The organism is Pseudomonas sp. 09C 129 (assembly GCF_002843625.1).
In the GTDB taxonomy this organism is placed as follows: Bacteria; Pseudomonadota; Gammaproteobacteria; order Pseudomonadales; family Pseudomonadaceae; genus Aquipseudomonas; species Aquipseudomonas chlororaphis.
Genome location: NZ_CP025261.1, coordinates 2,670,682 through 2,694,581 on the forward strand (window position 1 = coordinate 2,670,682; position 23,900 = coordinate 2,694,581).

A 23,900-nucleotide genomic window follows, 5' to 3' on the forward strand; every position below is an offset into this window, starting at 1 on the left:
CAGGCGCTGGGTCTTTAATTTCCATACGGTGCCCCAGCGAATGTTCAGACCGTTATCGATCTTTATCGGCACGCGCTATACCCGCGCCAAGCGCCGCAATCGCTTTGTTTCCTTCATCTCCATGACCTCGATGATCGGCCTCGCCCTGGGCGTGCTGGCGATGATCGTGGTGCTGTCGGTGATGAACGGTTTCCAGCGCGAAATGAGCTCGCGCATCCTCGGCATGGTGCCCCACGCCACCATCGTCGGCGTCAAGCCGATCGACGACTGGCAGCCGGTGGCCGCCGCGGCGATGAAAAATCCCGAGGTGACGGCCGCGGTGCCGTTCACCGAGATGGAAGGCATGCTCTCCTACAAGGGCTCGATGCAGCCGATCCAGATCAGCGGCATCGACCCGGCCCAGGAAGGCAAGGTCTCCATCGTTGCCCAGCACATCGTCCAGGGCCGTCTGGATGCCTTGAAGCCGGGCGAGTTCGGGGTGGTGATCGGTGAGATCACGGCACGGCGCTTTCGCCTGAATGTCGGCGACAAGCTGACCCTGATCGTGCCGGAAATCAGCTCCGCGCCGGGCGGCATCACCCCGCGCATGCAGCGCTTGAACGTAGTCGGCGTGTTCAAGGTCGGGGCCGAGCTCGACGGTTCCATGGGGCTGATCCATGTGGCCGATGCCGCCGAGATGCAGCATTGGCAGCCAAACCAGGTGCAGAGCGTGCGCCTGGCGGTCAAGGACCTGTACGCCGCGCCCAAGGTTTCCAGCGACATCGCTGCCAGCCTGGGCGCTGGCTTCAAGGCCGATGACTGGACCCACACCCAGGGCAGCCTGTTCAGTGCGATGAAGATGGAAAAGACCATGATCGGCCTGTTGCTGTTGATGATCGTGGCCGTGGCCGCGTTCAACATCATCGCCACGCTGATCATGGTGGTGAACGACAAGGGTGCGGACATCGCGATCCTGCGCACCATCGGCGCCACGCCACGGCAGATCATGGCGATCTTCATGGTCCAGGGTACGGTGATCGGTATCGTCGGCACCTTGATCGGCGGCGTGCTGGGGGTAATCGCGGCGTTGAACGTCAGTGCGCTGGTGGGTTGGCTGGAGCGGGTCAGCGGCCAGCACATCTTCAGTTCCGACGTGTACTTCGTCAGCAACCTGCCTTCCGAGCTGCAGGGCGGCGACGTGGCCCTGATCTGCACCGCGGGTTTTGTCCTGAGCTTCCTGGCGACCCTGTATCCAGCCTGGCGCGCGGCGAAGGTCGAGCCGGCGACTGCATTGCGTTATTCGTAATCTCGCTATCGCGAGCAAGCTCGCTCCTACGAGGGAGCTTGCTCGCCAACCCTGCGTTATTCCTGCCTCGGCAACTCAATCACAAAGCTCGTCCGGCCTTGCGCCGATTGGCAACGAATCTGCCCACCATGGGCACGGATGATCGATTGGGTGATGGCCAGTCCCAAGCCTGCATGTTCACTGCTGCCTTCATGGCGCGCCGGGTCGGCGCGGTAGAAGCGGTCGAACAGCCGTGGCAAGCGTTCAGGCGCAATGCCTTCGCCGGTGTTTTCCACCCGCAGGAATGAACCCTTGGCGGTCTCGCCAAGCCGCACCCGCACTTCGCCGCCGGCCGGGGTGAAGCGCAGGGCATTGTCCAGCAGGTTGGAAAGGGCGCGGCGCAACATGCTGCGGTCGCCCTGGATCTTCGCGCTGCCTTCGCGCCCGAGGGCGATACCGGCGTCTTCGGCCAGCGGCGTATAGAACTCCAGCAGCATGTCGGTTTCCTCACCCAGCTCCAGGGCTTCGCGTTTCGGCGTCAGCAGGCCGTGGTCGGCCTTGGCCAGGTAGAGCATGTCGTTGACCAGCTGGGCCATCCATTGCAGCTCTTCGAGGTTGCTGTGCAGGGCTTCGCGATAGTCTTCCAGCGCCCGTGGGCGGGTGAGGGTGACCTGGGTGTGGGTCAGCAGGTTCGACAGCGGGGTGCGCAGCTCATGGGCGATGTCCGCCGAGAACGCGGAGAGGCGCTGGAAGGAGTCGTCCAGGCGCCCGAGCATGGCATTGAAGGCCTGGGCCAGTTCGGCCAGTTCGCCGGGCATCTGCTGCTCCGGCAGGCGCTGGGTCAGGGAGCTGGCGGACACGCCCGCGGCGACCTCGCTCATCCGCCGCAGCGGACGCAAGCCGCTGCGCGCGGCCCAGGCCCCGAGCAGCGCGGTGGCCAGGGCCGAGAGGCCGACGGTCAGCCAGATCAGGTGCTGCATACGCTGCAGAAAGTGCTGGTGGTGGGTGATGTCGAGCATCAGGGTCAGCTCTGGCGAGCCGGCCTGGCCAGGTTCCAGGGCCGCACTGTAGATGCGGTAGGCGGTACCGTCGTGTTGCAGGCTGTGCAGCCCGGTCGGCTGGGCCGGAGCGGCCGGCAACCCCTTGGCGCTGTCAAACCAGAGGGCGCCATCCGCGCCTGTGACCCGCAGCGTCAGGTCCGGTTGATGGCTGAGTTCATCCTGCAGCTGCGCCTTGCGTTCGGCAAAGCGTTGCGGGTCGTCGGCGCCCAGCAGCGCGCTGCGCATGGCGATCAGTTTGCCTTCCAGCAGTTGCTGGTCGAGTTCGATGAAGTGCGCTTCGCTGGCGCGGCTGAACAGCACCCCGGCCAGCAGCGAAACCACCGCGGTGCAGCCGGCGAACAACAGGGCCAGGCGCCCACTCAGGGTCAAGCGGCGCATCAGGCCTGGCGCTCTTCGAGCACGTAGCCCATGCCACGCACGGTGTGGATCAGTTTGTTCGGGTAATCGTCATCGATCTTCAGGCGCAAGCGGCGGATCGCCACCTCGATGACGTTGGTGTCGCTGTCGAAGTTCATGTCCCAGACCTGGGAGGCGATCAGCGTCTTGGGCAGCACTTCACCCTGGCGCCGCAGGAGCATTTCCAGCAACGAGAATTCCTTGGCGGTGAGGTCGATGCGCTGGCCGTTGCGTTCGACCCGTCGGCGAATCAGGTCCAGGCGCAGGTCCGCCAGTTGCAGGGTGGTTTCCTGGGGCGTGGAGCTGCCGCGACGCAGCAGGCTGCGGACCCGGGCCAGCAGTTCGGAGAAGGCGAAAGGCTTGACCAGGTAATCGTCGGCGCCCAGCTCCAGGCCGTGGACCCGGTCTTCCACGGCATCGCGCGCGGTCAGGAACAGCACCGGTATCTCCAGCCCGGCGCCGCGCACGGCTTGCAGGATCTGCCAGCCATCGCGGCCCGGCAGCATCACGTCGAGAATCAACAGGGAATAGTCGCCGGTCAACGCCAGGTGTTGGCCGGTGGTGCCATCGGCCACCAGTTCGGCGTTGAAGCCTGCCTCGCTCAGGCCCTGGCGCAGGTAGTGGCCGGTTTTCGGTTGGTCTTCGACGATCAGCAGTTTCATGGGCGGCTCATGGCAAATGGAACGCGGGCTTTATACCCTGGGTGACGGCCGCAGGGCACAAGCTGACAAAGTTGTAATCTAGCAGTCAGCTGGCTGGCAGCGCTGCGGCCTTAGAGTTTCACACAAGCTGAACCTCATCTTGTTGGAGTGCGATTATGTTTTTGTCCAAGGGTGTTTTACCTCGTTCGTTGACGCTGGCCGCGTGTTTGCTGGCATTGGGTGCGCCGGCCTGGGCATCGCCGGCGCAGACCTACGATTTCGGTCAGGCGGCCTCGGCGGCCAAGGCCACGCGTACGGTGGAAGTGGTCATGAACGACATGTCCTACACCCCCAAGAGCCTGGACATCAAGGCTGGCGAAACCGTGCGTTTTGTCTTGATCAACAAGGGCCAGTTGCTGCATGAGCTCAATATCGGTACCGCGACCATGCATGCCGAGCACCAGCAGGAAATGCTGAAGATGCAGCAGAGCGGCATGCTCACGCCCACCGCGATGAAGAACATGCCCGCTGGGGCCATGGATCACGCCGCCATGGGCCATGGCGCGATGCCCGGCATGAAGCACGACGACCCGAACAGCGTGCTGGTGGAGCCGGGCAAGACCGCTGAGCTGACCTGGACCTTCAGCAAGGCCGGCAGCCTGGAGTTCGCCTGCAATATCCCGGGGCACTATCAGGCAGGCATGGTCGGCAAGCTGACGGTCAGCCAGTAAGCGCCTGGGGCTCAAAGGCGGAGGCAAAGACTGATAGAATCGCCTGATTCTTCAGTCAGGTTTCCGCCATGCATCCCGCAGCCGAACATTCGCCGCTGGGCAAGTCCAGTGAATACGTCTCTACCTACACGCCATCCTTGCTGTTCCCGATCCCGCGGGCGGCAAAATGGGCCGAGCTGGGCCTGAGCGCCGACACCCTGCCTTATAAAGGCGTGGACTTCTGGAACTGCTTCGAGCTGTCCTGGCTGTTGCCCTCCGGCAAGCCGGTGGTGGCCATCGCCGAGTTCAGCATTCCGGCGGATTCACCGAACATCATCGAGTCGAAGTCGTTCAAGCTGTACCTCAACTCACTGAACCAGACCCCTTTCGCGGATCGCCAGAGCCTGGAGGAAACCTTGCGTGCCGACCTCTCTGCGGCGGCCGGCAAGCCGGTGGGCGTGCGCATCCGCAGCCTGGGCGAAGTGGAGGCGGAAGGAGTGGTGGCCTTGCCGGGTGCCTGCATCGACGAGCTGGATATCAGCGTCAGCAGCTATGAACACCCGCGTCCGGAACTGCTGCAGTGCGACAGGTCGCGGATCGTCGAGGAGAGCGTGCACAGCCATCTGCTCAAATCCAATTGCCCGGTCACCAGCCAGCCGGACTGGGGCAGCGTGGTGGTGGAGTACCGTGGCCCGGCGCTGGACCACGCCAGCCTGCTGGCCTACCTGGTGAGCTTCCGCCAGCACTCGGACTTCCATGAGCAATGCGTGGAGCGGATCTTCCTCGACCTGCAGCGTTTGCTGCAGCCGGAGAAGCTGACGGTGTATGCGCGTTATGTGCGTCGTGGTGGCCTGGACATCAACCCGTACCGCAGCACCGAAACCGCGAGTTTCGCCAACTTCCGACTGGTTCGCCAGTAATGAAAAGCCCCGCTCTGGTAGCGGGGCTTTTTTGTCTGTAAGGGGTTAAATCCCCATGTTGCCGAGAGTTTGCACGATGTTGCGCAAGGTGCCGGCAATGGCGGGGTGTTCAAGCTCGAAGCGTTCGACGGCGAGGTTGACCCCGTCGGCCAGGCTGGTGTCCTGAGTGGCGTTTTCCAGTTTGAGCTCGAGCTCGATCTGTTGCATCAATTCCTGCAGATTGGCGCGTTCTGCTTCCGAAAGCGGTGGGTTCTGCTCCAATTGCTCGCGCAGGGTATTGAGCTGTTCTTGCAGTTCGCGGGCAGGCATGGCGTTCTCCCTTCATTGATAGGCACAGCCATGGACCGCGCCGATTCGCTAAAGGTCCATGTCTGAGCCTTAGCGTAATCCACTCGCGGGCAATGTGCATGATCTTGATCAAGTCAGGGTTTTTCACCTTTCTGGCGACGCTGGCCGATATCGGCCAGGCAGGTTGGCAGCTCGCCCAGATGGTCGATCACCGAGTGCACGCCGAGGCTGAATAGATGCAGGGTGGCCTTGCCGCGCTTGAGTTCGCGCTCCTGCTGGCTCAGTGCCTGCCATTGTGTCGGGCTCATCCCGCAGAGCGAACCGCAGGACGCCAGGCCGATGGTCCACAGGCCGGCGTTGAGGCCCGATTGCAGCAGGCGCGGTTCGCCGCTGACCAGCACGCAGCCGTCCAGGCGGCTGACATTCAGGGCCATCAGCGCCTGCCAGCAGGCATCGGGAGCCGGCCAGCGGGAGCCTGTGTTGGGGGACGGGGTGACCCAGTCGGGTAGTGAGCTTGCCAGGTGCTGGCTGAGGGTGGCGGGCAACTCGTCAAGCCAGGCGCAAGGCACGCCTTGATGTTGCAGGCTGTGCAGGATGTCCAGGGCGCCGTGAGTGGCGTGGGCCTGTTCCAGGACCGGGTGGTCGGCGCTGTGCAGGCGCATCCGCGCGCCGAAATCCACCAGGCAACCGCTGAGGCCAAAGAGCACGGCGGTCAAGGTGGGGGCGGATACAGGCAAGGCTTCGGCGTGAGGCATCGTGACGTCCCTGAAATACCTTGCAAGAGTATCGACGACAGATGACCGTTGGATGACATCCCTGTGAACAGGCCATGCAAATGAGGGGGAGAGGGCGAAGCACTGCACCAGTGCTGCATAAATGGATATATCCGACTTATACTAGCGCGCTTACCGCCAGGGCATAGCGCCCGCGACAGTACAATCCAAGGAGTTTCTGCTATGCGCTGGAGCAATCGTCTCGCTCAGCTTATGTGTGCCGGCATGCTGCTGGTGCCGGTTTTGACCCACGCTGCGGAAGACGATCCGTGGGAAAGCATCAACCGCCCGATCTTCACGTTCAACGACACCATCGACACCTATGCGCTGAAACCTCTGGCGCAAGGTTATCAGGCAGTAACGCCGCAATTTCTCGAAGACGGCATTCACAACTTCTTCCGTAATATCGGTGATGTCGGCAACCTGGCCAACGATATCCTGCAAGCCAAGCCCCATGCCGCTGCCGTCGACACCGCGCGGCTGTTGATGAACACCACCATCGGCGTGGCGGGTTTCTTCGATGTGGGCACCAAGATGGGCTTGCAACGTAACGATGAAGACTTCGGCCAGACCCTGGGTTACTGGGGCGTCGGCAGTGGTCCTTACGTGATGCTGCCGTTCTTCGGTCCGAGCACCCTGCGCGATGCGCCGGCCAAGTATGTCGACAGCTTCACCGACGGTTACCGTTATGTGAACGACGTGCCGGTGCGTAACAGCGTGTTTGCCCTGGAGGTCGTCGACACCCGCGCGAGCCTGCTGTCGAGCGAGAAGCTGATCAGTGGCGACAAGTACACCTTCATTCGCAATGCGTACCTGCAGAACCGCGAATTCAAGGTCAAGGACGGCAAGGTCGAAGACGATTTTTAAGCGACCTGTCCATGAAAAAGGCGACCCTTGGGGCCGCCTTTTTTGTTGATCTTAGAATCAGCTCATCTTCAGGATTGTAAGGCCAAGTTTCTGGCCCTTGCCTTCCAGCTCGGTGACCCAGACCACTTCGGTGTCCGCTTCCAGTCCCCTGAGGGCGGCGTGCTCGGAATCGATACGCACGCTGAGCAGGTCGCCGACCTTGAATGAGCGCGGAGCCTGAACCTGCATGCCACTGCTGGAAAGGTCGATGCAGACGGCCGCAATCACCTGGCCCTGGTGGATCAGCGTGACCTCTGCATCCACTCGCATGCGGATGTAATCGCGCTTTTCACTGTAGTCACGATCGTTTGGGCTCATAGGCTCCAACCTGCGTTTAAGTTGCGGATTTGCCTGTTCTTATAACTCCCGGTGATTTGAGGTGTAAAGACGTCCGGCGACCATCGGCATGAGCTTGAAACGCCCCGCGGATGGGAGTACCGTCTGCGCCTTAGAAGGGCACCTCTGATGGTCGAGCGTGCAGGGCTACGGGCCCTGACTCCATTTCCAGAGTGGCTAGAAAGCGAATCCAGTAGTGTGTGTCCAGGCCTCGTGCCCAGCCACCTACGCCAACCTAATTCTGGCGCCGTTTGCCCACATGCCAAAAACCAGTGCCACGCTGCTGATAATCGATGACGACGAAGTAGTGCGCGCGAGCCTCGCGGCCTATTTGGAAGACAGTGGCTTCAGCGTCCTGCAGGCCAGTAACGGTCAGCAGGGACTTCAGGTGTTCGAGCAGGAAAAGCCCGACTTGGTGATCTGCGATCTGCGCATGCCGCAGATGGGCGGCCTCGAACTTATCCGTCAGGTAACCGACATCGAACCGCAAACCCCGGTCATCGTGGTTTCCGGTGCCGGTGTGATGAACGATGCCGTCGAGGCCTTGCGCCTGGGCGCGGCGGACTACCTGATCAAGCCGCTGGAAGACCTCGCGGTGCTGGAGCACTCGGTGCGCCGGGCCCTGGATCGTGCGCGCCTGCTGCTGGAAAACCAGCGCTACCGGGAGAAGCTGGAAGCCGCCAACCGCGAGCTCGAAGCCAGCCTGAGCCTGCTGCAGGAAGATCAGAACGCCGGGCGCCAGGTGCAGATGAACATGCTGCCGGTGAGCCCATGGACCATCGATGAGTTCAAGTTCGCGCACCAGATCATTCCGTCGTTGTACCTGTCCGGCGATTTTGTCGACTACTTTCGTGTCGACGAGCGCCGCGTAGCCTTTTACCTGGCGGATGTTTCCGGGCATGGCGCGTCTTCGGCCTTTGTCACGGTGCTGCTCAAGTTCATGACCACGCGCTTGCTGTTCGAGTCCAAGCGCAACGGCACTTTGCCGGAATTCAAGCCGTCGGAAGTCCTGGGCCATATCAACCGTGGCCTGATCAGCTGTAAGCTGGGCAAACACGTGACAATGGTCGGTGGCGTCATCGACGAGGAGACGGGCTTGTTGACCTATAGCATTGGCGGACACCTGCCATTGCCTGTGTTGTACACGCCAGACAGTGTGCGTTACCTGGAAGGGCGGGGTCTGCCGGTAGGCTTGTTCAATGAAGCCACCTATGAAGACCACATTCTGGAACTGCCTCCGAGCTTCAGCTTGACGCTGATGTCTGATGGCATTCTGGACCTTTTGCCGGAACCCACACTCAAAGAGAAAGAGGCCGCCTTACCTGAACGGGTGAGAACGGCCGGCGGCAGCCTGGATGGTCTGCGGCAGGTTTTTGGATTGGCCACGCTAGGGGAGATGCCGGATGATATCGCCCTGTTGGTGTTGAGCAGGAATCTTTAATGAGTACCGGTAGAATCCAGTTCGCCGAGCAGGACGGCACCTTTGTCCTGAAGTTTATCGGTGAAGTGCGCCTGACCCTGTGTTCGGCGCTGGATGCGACTATTGAGCGAATCTTCACGGCGCTGAACTTCTCGGCGATCGTGATCGACCTGACCGAAACCCGCAGCATCGACAGCACCACCCTGGGCCTGCTGGCCAAGCTGTCGATCCTGTCGCGGCAGAAGGTCGGCCTGTTGCCGACCGTCGTCACCACCCACGAAGACATCACTCGACTGCTGCAGTCCATGGGCTTCGATCAGGTGTTCAACATCGTTGATCGTCCGATCCCATGCCCGGAATGCCTGACCGACCTGCCATCCCAGGACCAGTCGGAAGAGGTGGTGCGGCTCAAGGTGCTGGAGGCGCACAAGATCCTCATGGGCTTGAACGACTCCAACCGCGAGGCTTTCCACGATCTGGTGAATGCCCTGGAACGCAACTGATCCTATAAAGCGGCAGCACATAAAAAAGGGCGAACCCGTGAGGGTCCGCCCTTTTTGCGTTGGCGCTCGCTCGGTCAGAGCTTGGCGGCCAGCAGTGCCTCGAGTTTTTCCTGGTCGCGGGCGAACTGACGGATGCCTTCGGCCAGTTTTTCGGTGGCCATGGCGTCTTCGTTGGAGGCCCAGCGGAACTGCGCTTCGTTCAGGCTCTGGCGAGCTTCGCCAGCGTGGCCCGGCGCCAGTTTGCGCTCCAGCTTGCCAGTGTCGGCGGCCAGTTTCTCGATCAGGTCCGGGCTGATGGTCAGACGGTCGCAGCCGGCCAGTTGCTCGATCTGGTTCAGGTTACGGAAGCTGGCGCCCATGACTACGGTCTTGTAGTCATTGGCCTTGTAGTAGTTGTAGATGCGGGTCACCGACTGCACGCCCGGATCGTCGGCGCCGGTGTAGTCGTTGCCGCTGGCCTTCTTGTACCAGTCATAGATGCGGCCCACGAACGGCGAGATCAGGAACACCCCGGCCTCGGCGCAGGCGATCGCCTGGGCGAAGGAAAACAGCAGGGTGAGGTTGGTCTGGATGCCTTCGCGTTCCAGCTGCTCGGCGGCGCGGATGCCTTCCCAGGTGGAGGCGATCTTGATCAGTACACGCTCGCGGCCGATGCCGGCCTTGTCGTACAGCTCGATCAGGCGATGGGCGCGCTTGAGCATGGCATCGGTGTCGAACGACAGGCGGGCATCCACTTCGGTGGAAATGCGGCCGGGGATCACTTTCAGGATTTCTTTGCCCACGGCGACGCCAAAACGGTCGCTGGCCAGGCCGACATCGCCCTTGACGTCACTGACGCAGGCGTTCAGCAGCTCGGCGTAACCCGGAATGGCCGCGGCCTTGAGCAACAGGGAAGGATTGGTGGTGGCGTCTACCGGTTTGACCCGGGCGATAGCGTCGAAGTCGCCGGTGTCGGCAACCACGGTGGTGAACTGCTTGAGTTGTTCCAGCTTGGAAGTCATGAGAGTGCTCTGTCCTGTGGGTCTGTTGACATTACCCGAGCGCTGACAGCCGCTCAAGGGTGCGAATGCGTAACCGGATGCCTAAACGAGCCCCAAGGGCAACAACCTGAAAAACAGGTGTTTGAATGCTGGGGCGCTATCCGTTTACTACGATGCCAAAACACCCATCAGGTTCAACCCGAGTGATCGTTAGCGACCTTCGAGCAACTGCCCGGCCTGATCCAGCAGCGCCAGCGGATCCTTGGCCTTGTGAATGTCCACCGAGAGCAACTGGCGGAACTTGCGCGCCCCCGGAAAACCGGTGCCCAGCCCCAATACATGGCGAGTGATGTGGTGCATGGCGCCGCCCGTGGCCAGGTGCCTGGCGATATAAGGCCGCAACTGCGCCAACGCTTCGGCCCGGGAAATCACCGGTGCGGTGCTGCCGAACAGCTGCTGATCCACCTCGGCCAGCAAGTAGGGGTTGTGATAGGCCTCGCGGCCCAGCATCACCCCGTCGAAAGTCTGTAGATGCTCATGGCAGGCTTCCAGGGTCTTGATGCCGCCGTTGAGGATGATTTCCAGCTCGGGGAAATCCGCTTTCAAGCGTGCTGCCACGTCATAACGCAGGGGAGGAATGTCACGGTTTTCCTTCGGCGACAGCCCCTCAAGAATCGCGATCCGCGCATGTACGGTAAAGCTGGTGCACCCAGCTTCGCGCACCTGGCCGACGAAATCGCACAGTTGTTCATAACTGTCGCGGCCATTGATGCCGATCCGGTGCTTGACCGTCACCGGAATGCTCACCGCATCGCGCATCGCCTTCACGCAATCGGCCACCAGGCCCGGATGCCCCATCAGGCACGCGCCGATCATATTGTTCTGCACCCGATCGCTCGGACAGCCGACGTTGAGGTTCACCTCATCGTAACCATGCTCCTGAGCCATCCGCGCGCAAGCCGCCAGATCCGCCGGCGTACTGCCACCCAACTGCAACGCCAGGGGATGCTCGGACTCGTCGTGACGCAGAAAACGCTCATGATCGCCATTGAGCAACGCACCGGTGGTGACCATCTCGGTGTAGAGCAGGGCGTGCTTGGACAGCAGGCGCAGGAAGAAGCGGCAGTGGCGGTCAGTCCAATCCATCATCGGCGCCACGGAGAAGCGGCGGGAGAGGGCTAGTGAGGCAGTTGGAGCAGGAGATAAGAGCATTGGGCAATCTGGATGGGTGAGGCGAAGGAGGGGAAGTTTATCAGGAATGGAGTTCCGGGGTTGCAAGGGCGCGCGTACCAGGAAGTTGAATGGTCTTCGGTTCCTATATTCCGGTCGGTTGTATGAACAACGGCAGGCTAATAAAAAGCGGGCGATCTTAAGGTCGCCCGCTTTTTTTGTGTGATTCGATAGCCGCATGGCTAGGCGAATGTTCGCTGCATTTGAATCACTTGAAGCTGTCCGCCAGTTCCCTGGCCCGATTCCCGGCCTCTCGCCGCGCCACCTGATCCACCTCATGCCCCAGGATGGTCTTTTCCACGATCAGCGCGTGGACCTGGGTGACGCCGACGAACTTCAACCAGGCCTCGACGTAGGGCTTCTGGAAGTCGAAGCGTTCCGCAGGCGTGTCGGATAGCGGCGAGAAGTCGAGGCCGCGGGCGTAGGCGACGACCGCGGTTTTGTTGTGCAGCAGGCCGCGCAGGCCGTGTTCGGCGGTGAAGCTGAAGAGGATGTCTTTCTGCGTGACCAGGTCGATGAAGTGCTTGAGCTTGTAGGGGATGCTGTAGTTCCACAGGGGTACGGAAAGTACCAGCAGATCGGCGTGGTGCAGGTGGGCGGCGAGAGTTTCGAGGGTGTTCCAGGCGTCTTGCTGGTCGGGGGACAGGGCCATGCCTTGCAGGCCGGCGTACTTGGCGTCCATGGCGTGCTGGTCGAATTCCGGCAGGTCCAGGCTCCACAGGTCCAGGGTGCTGACTTCGGTGTGTGGATGGTGGGTCTGATAGCGGTCGATAAAACCTCGGGCGATTTGTTGCGAGGCGGAGCGCTCTTTGCGGGGGGAGCATTGGATATGCAGCAGGCGGGTCATGACGGCATCTCGGATGAGGAATGCCGACATTGCAACATAGCGATTTACGGAATATAAATTGTAAATAAATGGCTGATTGATCACGTATCTTTATATGTTCGATGTTCTGTTGCTCAAGACCTTTGTAACGGTGGTGGACGAGGAAGGCTTCAGCCGTGCCGCCGAACGGCTGCACCTGACGCAGTCGGCGGTCAGCGGGCATCTGCGACGCCTGGAAGAGCAGGTCGGCAAGCCGCTGCTGACCCGTACCACGCGTTCCCAGCACTTGACTGCCGATGGCGAGCGCCTGATGGCCTATGCGCGAGCCATCCTCGCCTTGAACCGCGATGCCTGGGCCGAGCTGACGCGTTCGCCATTTCACGGCCGGGTGCGGATCGGCATGTCCGAGGACTTTGTCGAGCCCCGCCTGCTGCGCCTTTTGCAGGAGTTCGCGGCGCAGTATCCGGGCATGGAAATCGATATACAGGTGAATATTCCCGGCACGCTGCTGGAGCGCATGCAGCAGGGCGGCCTGGAGGTGGTCATAGGTTCGCTGTGTGAAACCCGTGAGCCGGGCCTGCTGTTGTGGCAGGAGCCGCTGGTATGGGCCAGTTCCGCGTATCTGGTGGGTCGCTTGCCGACTCCGCTGCCACTGGCGCTGTTTCCCGAGCCATGCCCTTATCGGGCGGTAGCCCTGCAGCGTCTGGCGCAAGCGGGAATCGCCCAGCGCACGGCAATGCTTTGCCCGAGCACCGCGGCGTTGCGCACGGCGGCCCTGTCCGGGTTCGCGGTGGCGCCGATAGCCACCAGCCAGCTGGGGCAAGGGCTTGCGGTATTGGGGGCTGAGCATGGCTTGCCGGTACTGCCTGACGCGGAGTTTCGGCTGTTCACGGCCAAGGATGCCGATCAGGGCATAGTGGCTGCGTTGTCCCAGGTGATAGTGGCGTATTGTGCGGCGCGGCGGCTCTAGCCGTCGGCTTCAGCGGCGCGACTGCCCGAGGGGCAGTCGCTTGAGCGGAGTTCAGAGGTCCAGGCCTTCCTGGATCACGGACAACAAGGTGTCTTCATTGAGTTCGAACGGGTCCGGCCTGGATTTACCGGAGCCGGGAACCGTCTGGATCAGCCAGTGCCCCTCTCCATGTTCGCTGCCGTTGCGCAGCAGGTAGCGTTCAGGGCCTTTGCCGTGGATTTCGACACGCCCGGCGCCACCTGTGGTGAAGCGGGCGATAGGGTCGAGGAGGATGCTCTGGTGGTTGCCCTCGATCAGCAGTTGATCGATGGCATAGTTGAAGGTCGCACCAGAGGGGTGGCTCTCGAACACGCGAGTGGGGACGCGCCGGATATTCAGGCCGACCTCTGAAAGTGGAGTCAGCCAGGTCTCGACCTGGTGGTACATCTCATAGACCTGTGCAGGCCACAGCTCGATGGCCTTGTCTGCCGAGATGTCTTCCTTGGCCCAGCTGTCCTGTTTTTGTTTCAGCCTTGCGGCGAGTTCATCGACCTTACTCATTCCGACTTCCTATCGTGATGTGAGGGTAAGTGTAGTCTCGGAAGGTACTTTACCTTGGCGGAGGGTGGCCAGCGATTCATGACCATCTGTTGGATGCCGATGTTTGTATTGTGGCAGGGTGTTTTTTATATATCCCTGATGAGCATCAGAAAAATGCTCTACATTTTCAGACGTCGCCACCCTGAACTGTCCGCTATTACCTCTTAGGATTGGCCGGCCCGGCTGCATTGGATGCCTTACCCTGCCAGGATGATGCTTTGCCTATCCCGATTCACGATCCTCACCATGCCTCCGATCGAACCTTGAAACGGCTTCCGCTGCTCAAGGCCGCGGTGGTATTCATTTCGATGGTTTGCCTGTGCCTGTGCGTCCTGCTTTATCTGCAGCTGGCGCAGTCCTATCACTACGATATGGCGCGGGCGCAGGTCGCCTCGTCGAACCTGACCCGGGCCATGGCGCAACAGGCCGAGGACACCTTCATCGAGGCCGACCTGGTGCTGGCCAGCCTGGCCGACTGGATTCAGAAGGATGGTTATGGCCCTGAGCAGAAGCCTTTCCTGCAGAAGATCTTTGCGCAGAGGGCGCAAGCGCTCAAACAGCTGCATGGCCTGTTCCTGTTCGACCGGGCGGGGCATTGGGTGGTCACCTCGTTCGAGCGCTTGCCACGCAGCGCAGGCGTGGCCCATCGCGATTACTTCCGCTTTCATCAGCAGAACGCTTCCTTGCTGGCCCACGTCGGGCCTGCGATCCGCAGTCGGGAAAACGGCGAGTGGATCATTCCGCTGACGCGGCGCCTGAACGACAAGCAGGGCAATTTCGAAGGCGTGCTGCTGGCTGGTATCCGGCTGGCCTATTTCGACCAGTTCTTCAAAAGCTTCGACATCGATGACAACGGCAGCATGTTCCTCGCCCTGTCCGATGGCACCCTGCTGGCGCGGCGTCCGCTGGAGGAGCGGCAGATCGGCGCATCCCTGGCGCGCGGGGAAATTTTCAGCAAGTACTTGCCTGAGTCTTCTTCGGGCACTGCGATGATTCGTTCGCTGGTCGACAGAAAGATGCGGCTCTACGGCTATCGGCAACTGGACGCCTACCCGCTGGTGGTGAGCGCGGCGAGTTCGAAGGATGCGGTCCTCAAGGACTGGTACGCCAGCGCCTACCAGTCCAGCACCATTGTCGCCCTGGTGGTATTGGGGATCGGCCTGTTCGGCTGGGTCTTCGTGCACCAGGTACGCAACGGCGAGCGTATCGAGGCCGACCTGCGGACCGCACAGGCAGCGCTGGAGGTGATCGCGACCCATGACAGCCTGACCGGCCTGGCCAATCGTCGGCTGCTCGAGCGGGCGCTGGAAACCGAGTTCGGGCGCGGCGGGCGGCAGGCGAGCCCGCTGAGCCTGATCATGCTCGATATCGATTTCTTCAAGCGCTACAACGACACCTACGGCCATGTCGCCGGGGATCAGTGCCTGGCCGAGGTGGCGCAGGTGCTGAGGGATTGCTGTCAGCGCAAGGCCGACCTGGCGGTGCGGTATGGCGGGGAGGAATTCGTGATCCTGTTGCCCGATACCGAGATGCACGGGGCGCTGGCCATGGCCGAGCAGATTCGCTGCGGCGTCATGGAGAAAAACATCCCGCATACCGGCTCGCCCTTTGCACGAGTCACCCTCAGCCTGGGTTGCTACTGCTTCGTGCCGAACGGGCACGACAGCATCGAAGCGTTCCTCGAGCACGCCGATGCCGCGCTGTACCAGGCCAAGAAATCCGGGCGCAATCAGGTGGCGATCGAGAGCGTCAGCCAACCGTTGGCCCGCTCGGATCGCTGACAGCTCGTTGCCTGTGCCTTTGGGCGCTCAGTCCTGATCCGGTTAGCCCAGCTTGTGTTCGAGATGTTGCCTCACGCCAGGCCATTCATCGTCGATGATGCTGAAACGCACCGAGTTGCGCTTGCGGCCATCGGGCATGATCCGTTCATGACGCACGATGCCTTCCTGTTTTGCTCCCAGGCGCAGAATGGCGTTGCGCGACTTTTCATTGATTTCGTCGGTGGTGAACTGCACCCGCACACAGTCGAGCATCTCGAAGGCATGGCGCAGCATCAGGTACTTGGCTTCGGTGTTGACGAAGGTTTTCTGCCAGCGCGTGGCGATCCAGGTGCTGCCGATTTCCAGCTTGCGGTTCTTGCGGTCGATCTTCCAGAAGCGGGTGCAGCCGATCACCTCGTTTCTGGCCTTGAGGACCGTGGCGAAGGGCAGGACAGTACCGGCGTCGCGACCGCTGAGGGCGATCTGCAAATAGTCGTCCACCGTCGCGCTGGACGGCACCACGGTGAACGGCAGGTTCCACAACTGGCCATCCTCGGCGGCCTTGACCAGGGCGTCGGCGTCGGAGAGTTGCAGCGGTCGCAGGAGGATTCGCGGGCCTTCCAGTATGTCCATGGCAGGTTTTTTCCAGCAGTAAAGGAGTGGGCTTCGGCCGTCTATTACAGGCAGACACCTAAGCCTTGGCAAGGTCCATTCATGGGCTGTTTCGAGCAGGGATATTGGCCAAATCAATTGTCGGTTCGGGGCTTTTATGGCTTATACATAGCGCCGATACGCGACACCTCATGCATAAGGACAACTCCATGAGCCAGCCCCACCTGATGAACTTCGCGCTTTACCTGCAACGGCTAGGCTACGACAGCGCACCGCCACCGACCCTGACGACCTTGCGCGAGCTGCAGTTGCGCCACACCAGCACCTTCGCTTTTGAAAGCCTGTCGACCCTGTTGCGCGTGCCGGTGCCGATCGACCTGGCTTCGGTGGAGCACAAGGTCCTGCATGAGGGCCGTGGTGGCTACTGCTACGAACTCAACCAGATGTACCAGGTGCTGTTGCAGCACCTGGGCTATGAGGCGCGGGGCATTACCGGGCGAGTGGTGATGGGCGGGCCGGAAGATGCCTGGTCCGCGCGCGCTCACCGCCTGGTGCTGCTGACCCTGGACGGTGTGCGTTATGTTTCGGATGTCGGCTTTGGCGGCATGGTGCCCACCGCGCCGCTGCTGCTCGATACCGAGGACGAGCAGGCCACGCCCCACGAGCCCTATCGAATCACCGAACGTGATGGCAGTTACACCCTGCGCGCCAAGGTCGCCGGCGAGTGGCGGGCGATGTATGTATTCGACCTGCAGCGCCAGGAGGCCGTGGATTACGAAATGGGTAACTGGTTCGTCTCGACCCACAAGAACTCGCCGTTTCTCGGTCAGCTGAAAGTCGCGCTGATGGGCGAAGGCCTGCGCCGGACCCTGAATAACGGCAGCTACGCCGTGCATCGCCTGGGTCAGGACAGCGAGCGGCGGCAGATCACCGACCCCGACGAGTTGATTGCCCTGTTGCAGAACGAGTTCGCCATTCGGGTGCCGCAGCATCCGCGGCTGCGAGAGGTCCTTGGCGAATTGCTCGCGCTGCCGCAACCGGCCTGATCGGTCCGGGCTTCAGGGTTCCTCGGTGTCGAGGTCGATAGTCAGATAGAAATAGTCGATATCCCCCCAGGCTTCGCGTCGATCGACGAAGGTTTCCGCCGACCCCATGAACAGGCTGTAGCCCAACTGGCTGCGCGGGTCGCGGTAGAAGCCAGGCGGCGCATCCCAGACACAGCAGGAGCGCCGCAGGGGCGGCATCCGGAACTGCTCGCCCAGGTAGCGTTCGGCGGCCTGGGCATCACGCCCCGCCAGGCGGTAGGTGGCGCGCAGCGGCTTGGTCTGCAACTCGGGTTCGGCGTGACATTCGAGGAACTCGATATAGGCGGGTTTGTTGCCGATCCGTGCCAGGAAATCGCCGCAGACCGGCGCGGCCTGGGCACTGGACGCCAGTATCAACAATGCAGGGCTGATCAGGATCGAGAGGCATCTGTTCACGTGGCGATTCCTTCCAGGCTGAGCACCCTTTTGCTGAGCAAAGCCCCCAGGCAGCTCAGGGGCAGCGCCATAAAGGCATCTGCTCATAACCATCCTTCAGCTGGCGGCGATACGTCCAGTGAGTCAGCAGCGCAATCAACGCACTGTCCAGCAGCCAGAGCGGCATCAGCAGGCGCAAGGCCGGGTGAAGGCAAAGTACACCGGCGATCGACAACCCCAGCAGTAGGCTGCTGAACCAATTGGCGAGGCCTTTGGCGCAGAGCAGGGCGTACAGCGGGGTAAACGCCAGCGCCATGGGCAGAAAGCCGAATATCGCACCGCCGGCGACGAACAGGGCAAAGGTCCCCAGGCCAGCCCAGAACCCTTGCCACAGGCTGTCGGCGAAGCTGGCGCTGAACACGGCCAGCACAAAGCCTTGCAAGGCCAGCACCGTGCGGAAGCTGCCATAGGCGAGGCGGAAGGTATGCCAGAGATGATTCATTCGATCGCTTCCATGCGCGGACGGAGGGCGTCACTTATGTGGGCGCCGCGGGGGCTGGGATTCTATCAGGGTGGCTGTCTGGGACGGGGTTCGGCGGGAAAAAGGCAGGGGCTGGCGATCAGGTTTCGCTGGTTTTTGAGGTTGGGCGGCGCTGAATAAAGTGTATACAACTCTATAGACATTTGTCCCGACTGTTGAATACAGTGTGCCCATAACAAAAACCAGGGAACCCCCCAACCATGAAAACGCCCTCTGTTTCACCGCAACGGCCTGAAGATGAAAACCTGGGTCTTGGCGCGAATATGGCTTACGGCCTGCAACATGTCCTGACCATGTACGGCGGTATCGTTGCGGTGCCTTTGATCGTTGGCCAGGCCGCGGGCCTGGCGCCGGCGGACATCGGTCTGCTGATCGCGGCGTCGCTGTTCGCCGGCGGTCTGGCAACTCTCCTGCAAACCCTCGGCCTGCCGTTTTTCGGCTGTCAGCTGCCGCTGGTCCAGGGCGTGTCCTTCTCGGGCGTGGCGACCATGGTGGCGATTGTCAGCAGCGGTGGCGAAGGGGGCTTCCAGTCGATTCTCGGGGCGGTGATCGCCGCCTCGTTGATCGGTCTGCTGATCACTCCGGTGTTTTCACGCATCACCAAGTTCTTTCCACCGCTGGTCACGGGCATCGTGATTACCACCATCGGCCTGACCCTGATGCCAGTGGCGGCGCGCTGGGCCATGGGGGGCAACAGCCATGCGGAAAACTTCGGCAGCATGGCCAATATCGGCCTGGCGGCGATCACCCTGGTCCTGGTGTTGCTGCTAAGCAAGATTGGTAGCGCGACCATTTCGCGGCTGTCGATCCTGCTGGCCATGGTGGTGGGCACGATCATCGCGGTGTTCCTGGGCATGGCCGATTTCTCCATGGTCACCCAGGGGCCGATGTTCGGCTTCCCGACACCCTTTCATTTCGGCATGCCGACTTTCCATTTCGCCGCCATCCTGTCGATGTGCATCGTGGTCATGGTGACCCTGGTGGAAACCTCGGCCGACATCCTCGCGGTGGGTGAAATCATCGACACCAAGGTTGACTCCAAGCGCCTGGGCAACGGCCTGCGCGCCGACATGCTGTCGAGCATGATCGCGCCGATCTTCGGCTCCTTCACCCAGAGCGCCTTCGCGCAGAACGTCGGGCTGGTGGCGGTGACCGGGATCAAGAGCCGTTATGTGGTGGCCACCGGCGGGGTGTTCCTGGTGATCCTCGGCCTGCTGCCGTTCATGGGGCGGGTGATTGCCGCCGTACCGACTTCGGTGCTCGGCGGGGCCGGTATCGTGCTGTTCGGCACCGTGGCGGCCAGCGGTATCCGGACCCTGTCCAAGGTCGACTACCGCAACAACGTCAACCTGATCATCGTTGCCACCTCGATCGGCTTCGGCATGATTCCCATCGCCGCGCCGAACTTCTACGACCATTTCCCGAGCTGGTTCGCCACCATCTTCCATTCCGGCATCAGCTCCTCGGCGATCATGGCCATTGTGCTGAACCTCACCTTCAACCACTTCACCCTGGGCAACTCGGACCAGCAATCGGTGTTTGCCGTGGCGTCCGAGCGCACCCTGCGCTACCAGGACCTGGCAGCGTTGCGTGAGGGCGATTATTTCAGCGGCGGCAAGCTGCACGATGCCGAGGGCAACGAGATTCCGGTGGTGGATACGTCCCATGGCGAGCATGCTCCGGCTGCTCATCAGGCGTCGTCCCATGCCTCGGGCGCGGTCGAAACCAGCAAGGTCTAGGGCCGGCCGAATCGCCAGGCTGGACGCAATCAGTCCAGTCCTGGCCGGCTAGCTACTCCGCGACCCGCTCCGGCAGCCCTTGCCGGACCAGCGCCAAGGCGAACAGCACCACCACGGCGGCTGCCGCCGACAGCGTCAAGGGCAGGCCGTGGGCGCCACCGCTCATGGCTGCACCGCTGAGCAGCGGCCCCAGCAGGCTGCCGATACCCCACAACAAGCCCGCGCTGGCGTTGGCCGTGACCAGGTCGGGGCCGCTGAACTCCTGGCCGATCAGGATGATCGCCAGGGTGTACACCCCGCCGGCCGCCGCGCCGAGTATCACCAGGCTCGGCCAGAGCAGCGCCGGGTAGTTCATCAACAATGGCAGCCCCAGGCCGATCACCAACGACACCACGCCGCAGCCCAGGTAGATGGCGGCGCGTCCGGCCTTGTCCGACAGCCAGCCCAGAGGAAACTGGAACGCCGCATCCCCCAGCAGAATGATGCTGACCATCAGCGCCGCGAGCTTGATGGCGTAGCCGTGGGTCGCGGCGTAGACCGGAAACAGCGAGAGAATCACCGTATCGAAGAAGGCGAAGAACAGGATGCCCACGCACAGTGCCGGCGCCACCCGGATAAAGCCCAGCACCGAGAAGCTTTTGTTTGTGGCGTGTCCGGCAACGGGGCGCTGGCGTGGCAGGGTCAGCCAGATCACCGCAATGGCCAGCAGGTAACCGGTGCTGACCGTGGCGATCACCGCCGGCCCCTCGGTGCCGAGCAGGGCCACCAGGCCGGGGCCGATCATCTGGAACACGGTGAAACAGGTGGTGTAGACCGCGATCACTCGGCCGCGCACGGCGTCCGCGGCCATCTCGTTGACCCAGGTTTCTCCCAGGATGATGATCAGCCCGGCGCCGAAGCCCATGACGATCCGTGCCAGCCCCAGGCCGGTCAGGCTGATCCCGGGGAGTTCCAGGGCACCGATGCTGAGGGCGCACAGGCTGAAACACAGCAGGTAGATCTGCCGGCGGCTGAGTTTCCGGCACAGGCCGTTCACCAGGAACGCCGACAGCATCATGCCGGCGGCGGGAAGGGCCGACATGATGCCGATCTGGGTGTTCGAGGCGCCGGCCTGATACAGGCGCAAGGCAATGACCGGCACGGTGGAGCCGATGCTCAGGCCGACAATCGAGATGCCGAGGATCAGCGCGGCCAGCAGGGTTTTATTCATGGAATACACCTGCACCCGACGGGGCGGGTGCTTAAAAACGGTTTGTTGTGGCGCGGCGCTTTTGCTCGGGCAGGGTTGCGGTTCGGCATACGCGGGCGTAGGTCGGGCCGGGTTTCTGCGGTGCAAAGCGGCGGATGGGGCGGTGCGCGGCGAACAAGCGCTGCAGCTGTATCAGGTCCGCGCCGGCTTCAGGCGCAACGGTGGGGTTCAGGCGTGAGGGGAGAAAGTGAAGGCGAACAGCACGCTGCGGCGGCGTCGATTGATCGCGCAGTCGGATTGCGACACCGCGAAGGTCTGCGATGGGCTCATCGAGAGAAAGCTGTGATGGGGCTGTGCGGGGAAAAACATGAGTCGTGACGGCTGACGTGAGAAGGGGCACAGCCTACTTCAGGCGCTGGCGCCAGGCAATCGGAGACAGGCAATCGGCTGCAGCGCAAACGCGTATCCGCATGCCGGTCTGGCATGCGCTGAATCGATCTTGGGGGAGGGTGACGCTGAACTGATTCGCCGCAGGAGCAGGGCGCTCCTTGAAGTGTTGCTGGCCAATCAGTGTAGGAAGATGGCTCCACGACCTGGACTCGAACCAGGGACCCAGTGATTAACAGTCACTTGCTCTACCAACTGAGCTATCGCGGAATGCGGCGTATCTTACTGATTAAGAAGGAGAAGTCAAGCATCCCCAAATAATTTTTCGCTTGAGTGAGCCTGGTCGACCCTGGCCATTGTGCCAATCCGCGGCTATTTGGCCGTTGGCGGTTACCGGAATCGTGGCACAGGTCTACCATGGCGCCCCGGCAGTGGTTTCACGCGCTCCCGGCTTCCAGCCGAAAAGGTAACGCTCATGACCCTGTTCAAGTTTTTACCCGCCACACTGCTTGCCCTGTCGCCTCTGCCTGAGGAGGTTTTATGAGCATCGAGCAGATCAGCCTGCCCAAAGGCGTCGGTCCCCAGGCCATGAAACTGTGGGATGCCATTACCCAGGCCGGATCGGCCGCTGAATTGAACCGCGCGGGTGGCAAGGCCGAAGGTTTTGTCCTCGGGCTGGAAAGCGCCAAGGCCATCAAGAGCCAGGTCGCCGAGTCGCTGTACGTGGCCTTCGATGATGCCGCCAGCCAGCGCAGCGCTGAACTGGCCGGTTGAGCGTTCTCAACCGCCGAAAGTGAAGGTGCCCAGCATGAACTTCGCGGCCAGCGATGTGGCCGCCAGTTGCACCAGCCACAGCGCCAGGCCACCGAGAAATACCCCCAGGGCAATTTGCAGGACCAGGTTCCTTTCGCGTTTCTGCGGGCGGGGGAAGTGGTCCAGTTCGTCGCGGTTGGCTCGCAGGTCGTCGTGTCTCATGGGGCGTTCTCGATAGGGAAGCGATAGGGAAGAAGGCAAGCTGAATTCAGTCTAGTGGGCATCGGGTCGGCGAGGGTGGCCCACAAAAAAGGGGGAAGCCCAAAGGCTTCCCCCTTTCACTCACCGCGCGTGGCTCAGATCACCTGGATGATGGCCTTGGTCACGACGTCGATGTTGTTCTGGTTCAGCGCGGCCACGCAGATACGGCCGGTGTCCAGGGCGTAGATGCCGAACTCGTTGCGCAGGCGTGTCACTTGTTCGACGGTCAGGCCGGAGTAGGAGAACATGCCGCGCTGACGGGCCACGAAGCTGAAGTCGCGCTGTGGCGCGCCCTTGGCCAGCAGGTCGACCATCTGCAGGCGCATGCCGCGGATCCGCAGGCGCATTTCGGCCAGTTCGGCTTCCCACTGGGCGCGCAGTTCCGGGCTGTTGAGCACGGCGGCGACGATGCTTGCACCGTGGGTCGGCGGGTTGGAGTAGTTGGTGCGGATCACGCGCTTGACCTGCGACAGCACGCGCGCGCTTTCTTCTTTCGATTCGCTGACGATCGACAGGGCGCCAACGCGCTCGCCGTACAGCGAGAACGACTTGGAGAACGAGCTGGAGACGAAGAAGGTCAGGCCCGATTCGGCGAACAGGCGCACGGCGGCGGCGTCTTCGGCGATGCCGTCACCGAAGCCCTGGTAGGCCATGTCGAGGAACGGCACCAGGTTTTTCGCCTTGATCACCTGCAGCACGTTTTTCCAGTCTTCCGGGCTCAGGTCGACGCCGGTCGGGTTGTGGCAGCAGGCATGCAGGACCACGATCGACTGGGCTGGCAGGGCATTCAGGTCTTCCAGCAGGCCGACGCGGTTCACGTCGTGGGTGGCGGCGTCGTAGTAGCGGTAGTTCTGCACCGGGAAACCGGCGGTTTCGAACAGCGCGCGGTGGTTCTCCCAGCTTGGGTCGCTGATGGCCACGACCGCGTCAGGCAGCAGCTGCTTGAGGAAGTCGGCGCCGATCTTCAGCGCGCCGGTACCGCCGACGGCCTGGGTGGTGACCACGCGACCGGCGGCCAGCAGCGGCGAGTCGTTGCCGAACAGCAGCTTCTGCACGGCCTGGTCGTAGGCGGCGATACCGTCGATCGGCAGGTAGCCACGGGAGGCATGTTGAGCGGCGCGGATCGTCTCGGCTTCGACAACGGCGCGCAGGAGTGGAATTCGCCCCTCCTCGTTGCAGTAAACACCGACCCCCAGGTTGACCTTGTTGGTACGGGTATCGGCGTTGAATGCTTCGTTGAGGCCCAGGATAGGATCGCGTGGTGCCATTTCGACAGCGGAGAACAGGCTCATTATTACGGCGGCTCTGAATGGAGTGTGGAGGGACGTGTCGCGCTCCAGCCGAATGCACTAGAGCGGTGCACAAACGGGGAGCTAGTATAGAGGCACATCACTG

General features: G+C 62.0%; 26 protein-coding genes and 1 tRNA gene. 11 read left to right on the plus strand and 16 right to left on the minus strand.

The window, feature by feature from the left end:
* Window positions 1-40 precede the first annotated feature (40 nt).
* Window positions 41-1,285 (plus strand): lipoprotein-releasing ABC transporter permease subunit, encoded by a 1,245-nt coding sequence (locus CXQ81_RS12235; protein ID WP_009047979.1) that lies wholly within the window; start codon window positions 41-43, stop codon window positions 1,283-1,285.
* A 56-nt stretch (window positions 1,286-1,341) separates the two neighbouring features.
* On the opposite strand, the gene CXQ81_RS12240 is transcribed toward CXQ81_RS12235, so the two are convergent.
* Together CXQ81_RS12240 and CXQ81_RS12245 are read right to left on the minus strand one after the other, a co-directional pair.
* Window positions 1,342-2,703, minus strand: coding sequence for a heavy metal sensor histidine kinase (locus CXQ81_RS12240; protein ID WP_101337307.1), 1,362 nt, complete (start codon window positions 2,701-2,703; stop codon window positions 1,342-1,344).
* The gene (locus CXQ81_RS12245; RefSeq protein WP_007926961.1) at window positions 2,703-3,383 is read right to left on the minus strand and encodes a heavy metal response regulator transcription factor; all 681 of its coding nucleotides are present in this window, start codon (window positions 3,381-3,383) and stop codon (window positions 2,703-2,705) included. The genes CXQ81_RS12240 and CXQ81_RS12245 overlap by 1 nt, the downstream gene beginning before the upstream one ends.
* A gap of 155 nt (window positions 3,384-3,538) precedes the next feature.
* Between CXQ81_RS12245 and CXQ81_RS12250 the strand changes: the two genes are divergently transcribed.
* Window positions 3,539-4,093, plus strand: coding sequence for a plastocyanin/azurin family copper-binding protein (locus CXQ81_RS12250; protein ID WP_101337308.1), 555 nt, complete (start codon window positions 3,539-3,541; stop codon window positions 4,091-4,093).
* A gap of 68 nt (window positions 4,094-4,161) precedes the next feature.
* On the plus strand, window positions 4,162-4,992 hold the full coding sequence (gene queF, locus CXQ81_RS12255) for an NADPH-dependent 7-cyano-7-deazaguanine reductase QueF (RefSeq protein ID WP_007926963.1): 831 nt from the start codon (window positions 4,162-4,164) through the stop codon (window positions 4,990-4,992).
* Window positions 4,993-5,037: 45 nt separating this feature from the next.
* On the opposite strand, the gene CXQ81_RS12260 is transcribed toward queF, so the two are convergent.
* Window positions 5,038-5,301, minus strand: coding sequence for a DUF4404 family protein (locus tag CXQ81_RS12260; RefSeq protein WP_007926964.1), 264 nt, complete (start codon window positions 5,299-5,301; stop codon window positions 5,038-5,040).
* 113 nt (window positions 5,302-5,414) lie between these two features.
* On the minus strand, window positions 5,415-6,035 hold the full coding sequence (locus CXQ81_RS12265; protein WP_101337309.1) for a phosphatase: 621 nt from the start codon (window positions 6,033-6,035) through the stop codon (window positions 5,415-5,417).
* A 201-nt stretch (window positions 6,036-6,236) separates the two neighbouring features.
* Here CXQ81_RS12265 and CXQ81_RS12270 point away from each other — a divergent pair, with 201 nt between their 5' ends.
* Window positions 6,237-6,920 (plus strand): VacJ family lipoprotein, encoded by a 684-nt coding sequence (locus CXQ81_RS12270; RefSeq protein WP_101337310.1) that lies wholly within the window; start codon window positions 6,237-6,239, stop codon window positions 6,918-6,920.
* Window positions 6,921-6,977: 57 nt separating this feature from the next.
* Here the strand turns inward: CXQ81_RS12270 and CXQ81_RS12275 are convergent, their stop codons facing one another.
* Window positions 6,978-7,277: a PilZ domain-containing protein gene (locus CXQ81_RS12275; RefSeq protein ID WP_101337311.1), complete on the minus strand. Its 300-nt coding sequence runs from the start codon at window positions 7,275-7,277 to the stop codon at window positions 6,978-6,980.
* Window positions 7,278-7,554: 277 nt separating this feature from the next.
* Between CXQ81_RS12275 and rssB the strand changes: the two genes are divergently transcribed.
* Window positions 7,555-8,736 carry a two-component system response regulator RssB gene (gene rssB, locus CXQ81_RS12280; RefSeq protein WP_007926968.1) on the plus strand — a complete coding sequence of 394 codons (1,182 nt, stop codon included), beginning with the start codon at window positions 7,555-7,557 and terminating at the stop codon, window positions 8,734-8,736.
* A complete protein-coding gene (rssC, locus tag CXQ81_RS12285) occupies window positions 8,736-9,218 on the plus strand; it encodes an anti-sigma factor antagonist RssC (protein ID WP_007926970.1) in 483 nt (160 codons plus the stop codon). Before rssB ends, rssC begins: the two co-directional genes overlap by 1 nt.
* A 74-nt stretch (window positions 9,219-9,292) precedes the next feature.
* Here the strand turns inward: rssC and tal are convergent, their stop codons facing one another.
* From tal to CXQ81_RS12300, 3 genes are all read right to left on the minus strand, one after another.
* Window positions 9,293-10,219, minus strand: coding sequence for a transaldolase (tal, locus tag CXQ81_RS12290; RefSeq protein WP_007926971.1), 927 nt, complete (start codon window positions 10,217-10,219; stop codon window positions 9,293-9,295).
* Between the two features lie 189 nt (window positions 10,220-10,408).
* Window positions 10,409-11,410 (minus strand): tRNA dihydrouridine(20/20a) synthase DusA, encoded by a 1,002-nt coding sequence (gene dusA, locus CXQ81_RS12295; RefSeq protein ID WP_101337312.1) that lies wholly within the window; start codon window positions 11,408-11,410, stop codon window positions 10,409-10,411.
* Between the two features lie 226 nt (window positions 11,411-11,636).
* Window positions 11,637-12,275, minus strand: coding sequence for an FMN-dependent NADH-azoreductase (locus CXQ81_RS12300; RefSeq protein ID WP_101337313.1), 639 nt, complete (start codon window positions 12,273-12,275; stop codon window positions 11,637-11,639).
* A gap of 94 nt (window positions 12,276-12,369) precedes the next feature.
* Here CXQ81_RS12300 and CXQ81_RS12305 point away from each other — a divergent pair, with 94 nt between their 5' ends.
* A complete protein-coding gene (locus tag CXQ81_RS12305; RefSeq protein WP_101337314.1) occupies window positions 12,370-13,224 on the plus strand; it encodes a LysR family transcriptional regulator in 855 nt (284 codons plus the stop codon).
* 51 nt (window positions 13,225-13,275) lie between these two features.
* On the opposite strand, the gene CXQ81_RS12310 is transcribed toward CXQ81_RS12305, so the two are convergent.
* Window positions 13,276-13,764, minus strand: coding sequence for a hypothetical protein (locus tag CXQ81_RS12310; RefSeq protein WP_101337315.1), 489 nt, complete (start codon window positions 13,762-13,764; stop codon window positions 13,276-13,278).
* 257 nt (window positions 13,765-14,021) lie between these two features.
* On the opposite strand from CXQ81_RS12310, the gene CXQ81_RS12315 reads away from it, so the two are divergent.
* Window positions 14,022-15,584 carry a sensor domain-containing diguanylate cyclase gene (locus CXQ81_RS12315; RefSeq protein ID WP_101337316.1) on the plus strand — a complete coding sequence of 521 codons (1,563 nt, stop codon included), beginning with the start codon at window positions 14,022-14,024 and terminating at the stop codon, window positions 15,582-15,584.
* A gap of 42 nt (window positions 15,585-15,626) precedes the next feature.
* Here CXQ81_RS12315 and CXQ81_RS12320 read toward each other — a convergent pair whose 3' ends face one another.
* Complete coding sequence (locus CXQ81_RS12320) at window positions 15,627-16,196, minus strand: GNAT family N-acetyltransferase (RefSeq protein WP_101337317.1); 570 nt, start codon at window positions 16,194-16,196, stop codon at window positions 15,627-15,629.
* Between the two features lie 188 nt (window positions 16,197-16,384).
* Here CXQ81_RS12320 and CXQ81_RS12325 point away from each other — a divergent pair, with 188 nt between their 5' ends.
* Window positions 16,385-17,221, plus strand: coding sequence for an arylamine N-acetyltransferase (locus CXQ81_RS12325; RefSeq protein WP_101337318.1), 837 nt, complete (start codon window positions 16,385-16,387; stop codon window positions 17,219-17,221).
* A gap of 12 nt (window positions 17,222-17,233) precedes the next feature.
* Here CXQ81_RS12325 and CXQ81_RS12330 read toward each other — a convergent pair whose 3' ends face one another.
* Window positions 17,234-17,656, minus strand: coding sequence for a DUF4952 domain-containing protein (locus CXQ81_RS12330; RefSeq protein WP_101337319.1), 423 nt, complete (start codon window positions 17,654-17,656; stop codon window positions 17,234-17,236).
* A 55-nt stretch (window positions 17,657-17,711) separates the two neighbouring features.
* Window positions 17,712-18,137 (minus strand): hypothetical protein, encoded by a 426-nt coding sequence (locus tag CXQ81_RS12335; RefSeq protein WP_101337320.1) that lies wholly within the window; start codon window positions 18,135-18,137, stop codon window positions 17,712-17,714.
* Window positions 18,138-18,376: 239 nt separating this feature from the next.
* On the opposite strand from CXQ81_RS12335, the gene CXQ81_RS12340 reads away from it, so the two are divergent.
* Window positions 18,377-19,915, plus strand: a complete 1,539-nt coding sequence (locus tag CXQ81_RS12340; RefSeq protein WP_101337321.1) for a nucleobase:cation symporter-2 family protein — start codon at window positions 18,377-18,379, stop codon at window positions 19,913-19,915.
* Window positions 19,916-19,967: 52 nt separating this feature from the next.
* Here CXQ81_RS12340 and CXQ81_RS12345 read toward each other — a convergent pair whose 3' ends face one another.
* Window positions 19,968-21,125, minus strand: coding sequence for an MFS transporter (locus CXQ81_RS12345; protein WP_101337322.1), 1,158 nt, complete (start codon window positions 21,123-21,125; stop codon window positions 19,968-19,970).
* Window positions 21,126-21,685: 560 nt separating this feature from the next.
* Window positions 21,686-21,761, minus strand: a tRNA-Asn gene (locus CXQ81_RS12350).
* A 270-nt stretch (window positions 21,762-22,031) separates the two neighbouring features.
* On the opposite strand from CXQ81_RS12350, the gene CXQ81_RS12355 reads away from it, so the two are divergent.
* The gene (locus CXQ81_RS12355) at window positions 22,032-22,265 is read left to right on the plus strand and encodes a hypothetical protein (protein WP_007923734.1); all 234 of its coding nucleotides are present in this window, start codon (window positions 22,032-22,034) and stop codon (window positions 22,263-22,265) included.
* 6 nt (window positions 22,266-22,271) lie between these two features.
* Here CXQ81_RS12355 and CXQ81_RS12360 read toward each other — a convergent pair whose 3' ends face one another.
* Together CXQ81_RS12360 and CXQ81_RS12365 are read right to left on the minus strand one after the other, a co-directional pair.
* Entirely contained in the window at window positions 22,272-22,466 is a 195-nt protein-coding gene (locus CXQ81_RS12360) for a hypothetical protein (protein WP_101337323.1), read from the minus strand.
* A gap of 134 nt (window positions 22,467-22,600) precedes the next feature.
* A complete protein-coding gene (locus CXQ81_RS12365) occupies window positions 22,601-23,797 on the minus strand; it encodes an amino acid aminotransferase (protein ID WP_007923727.1) in 1,197 nt (398 codons plus the stop codon).
* Window positions 23,798-23,900 lie beyond the last annotated feature (103 nt).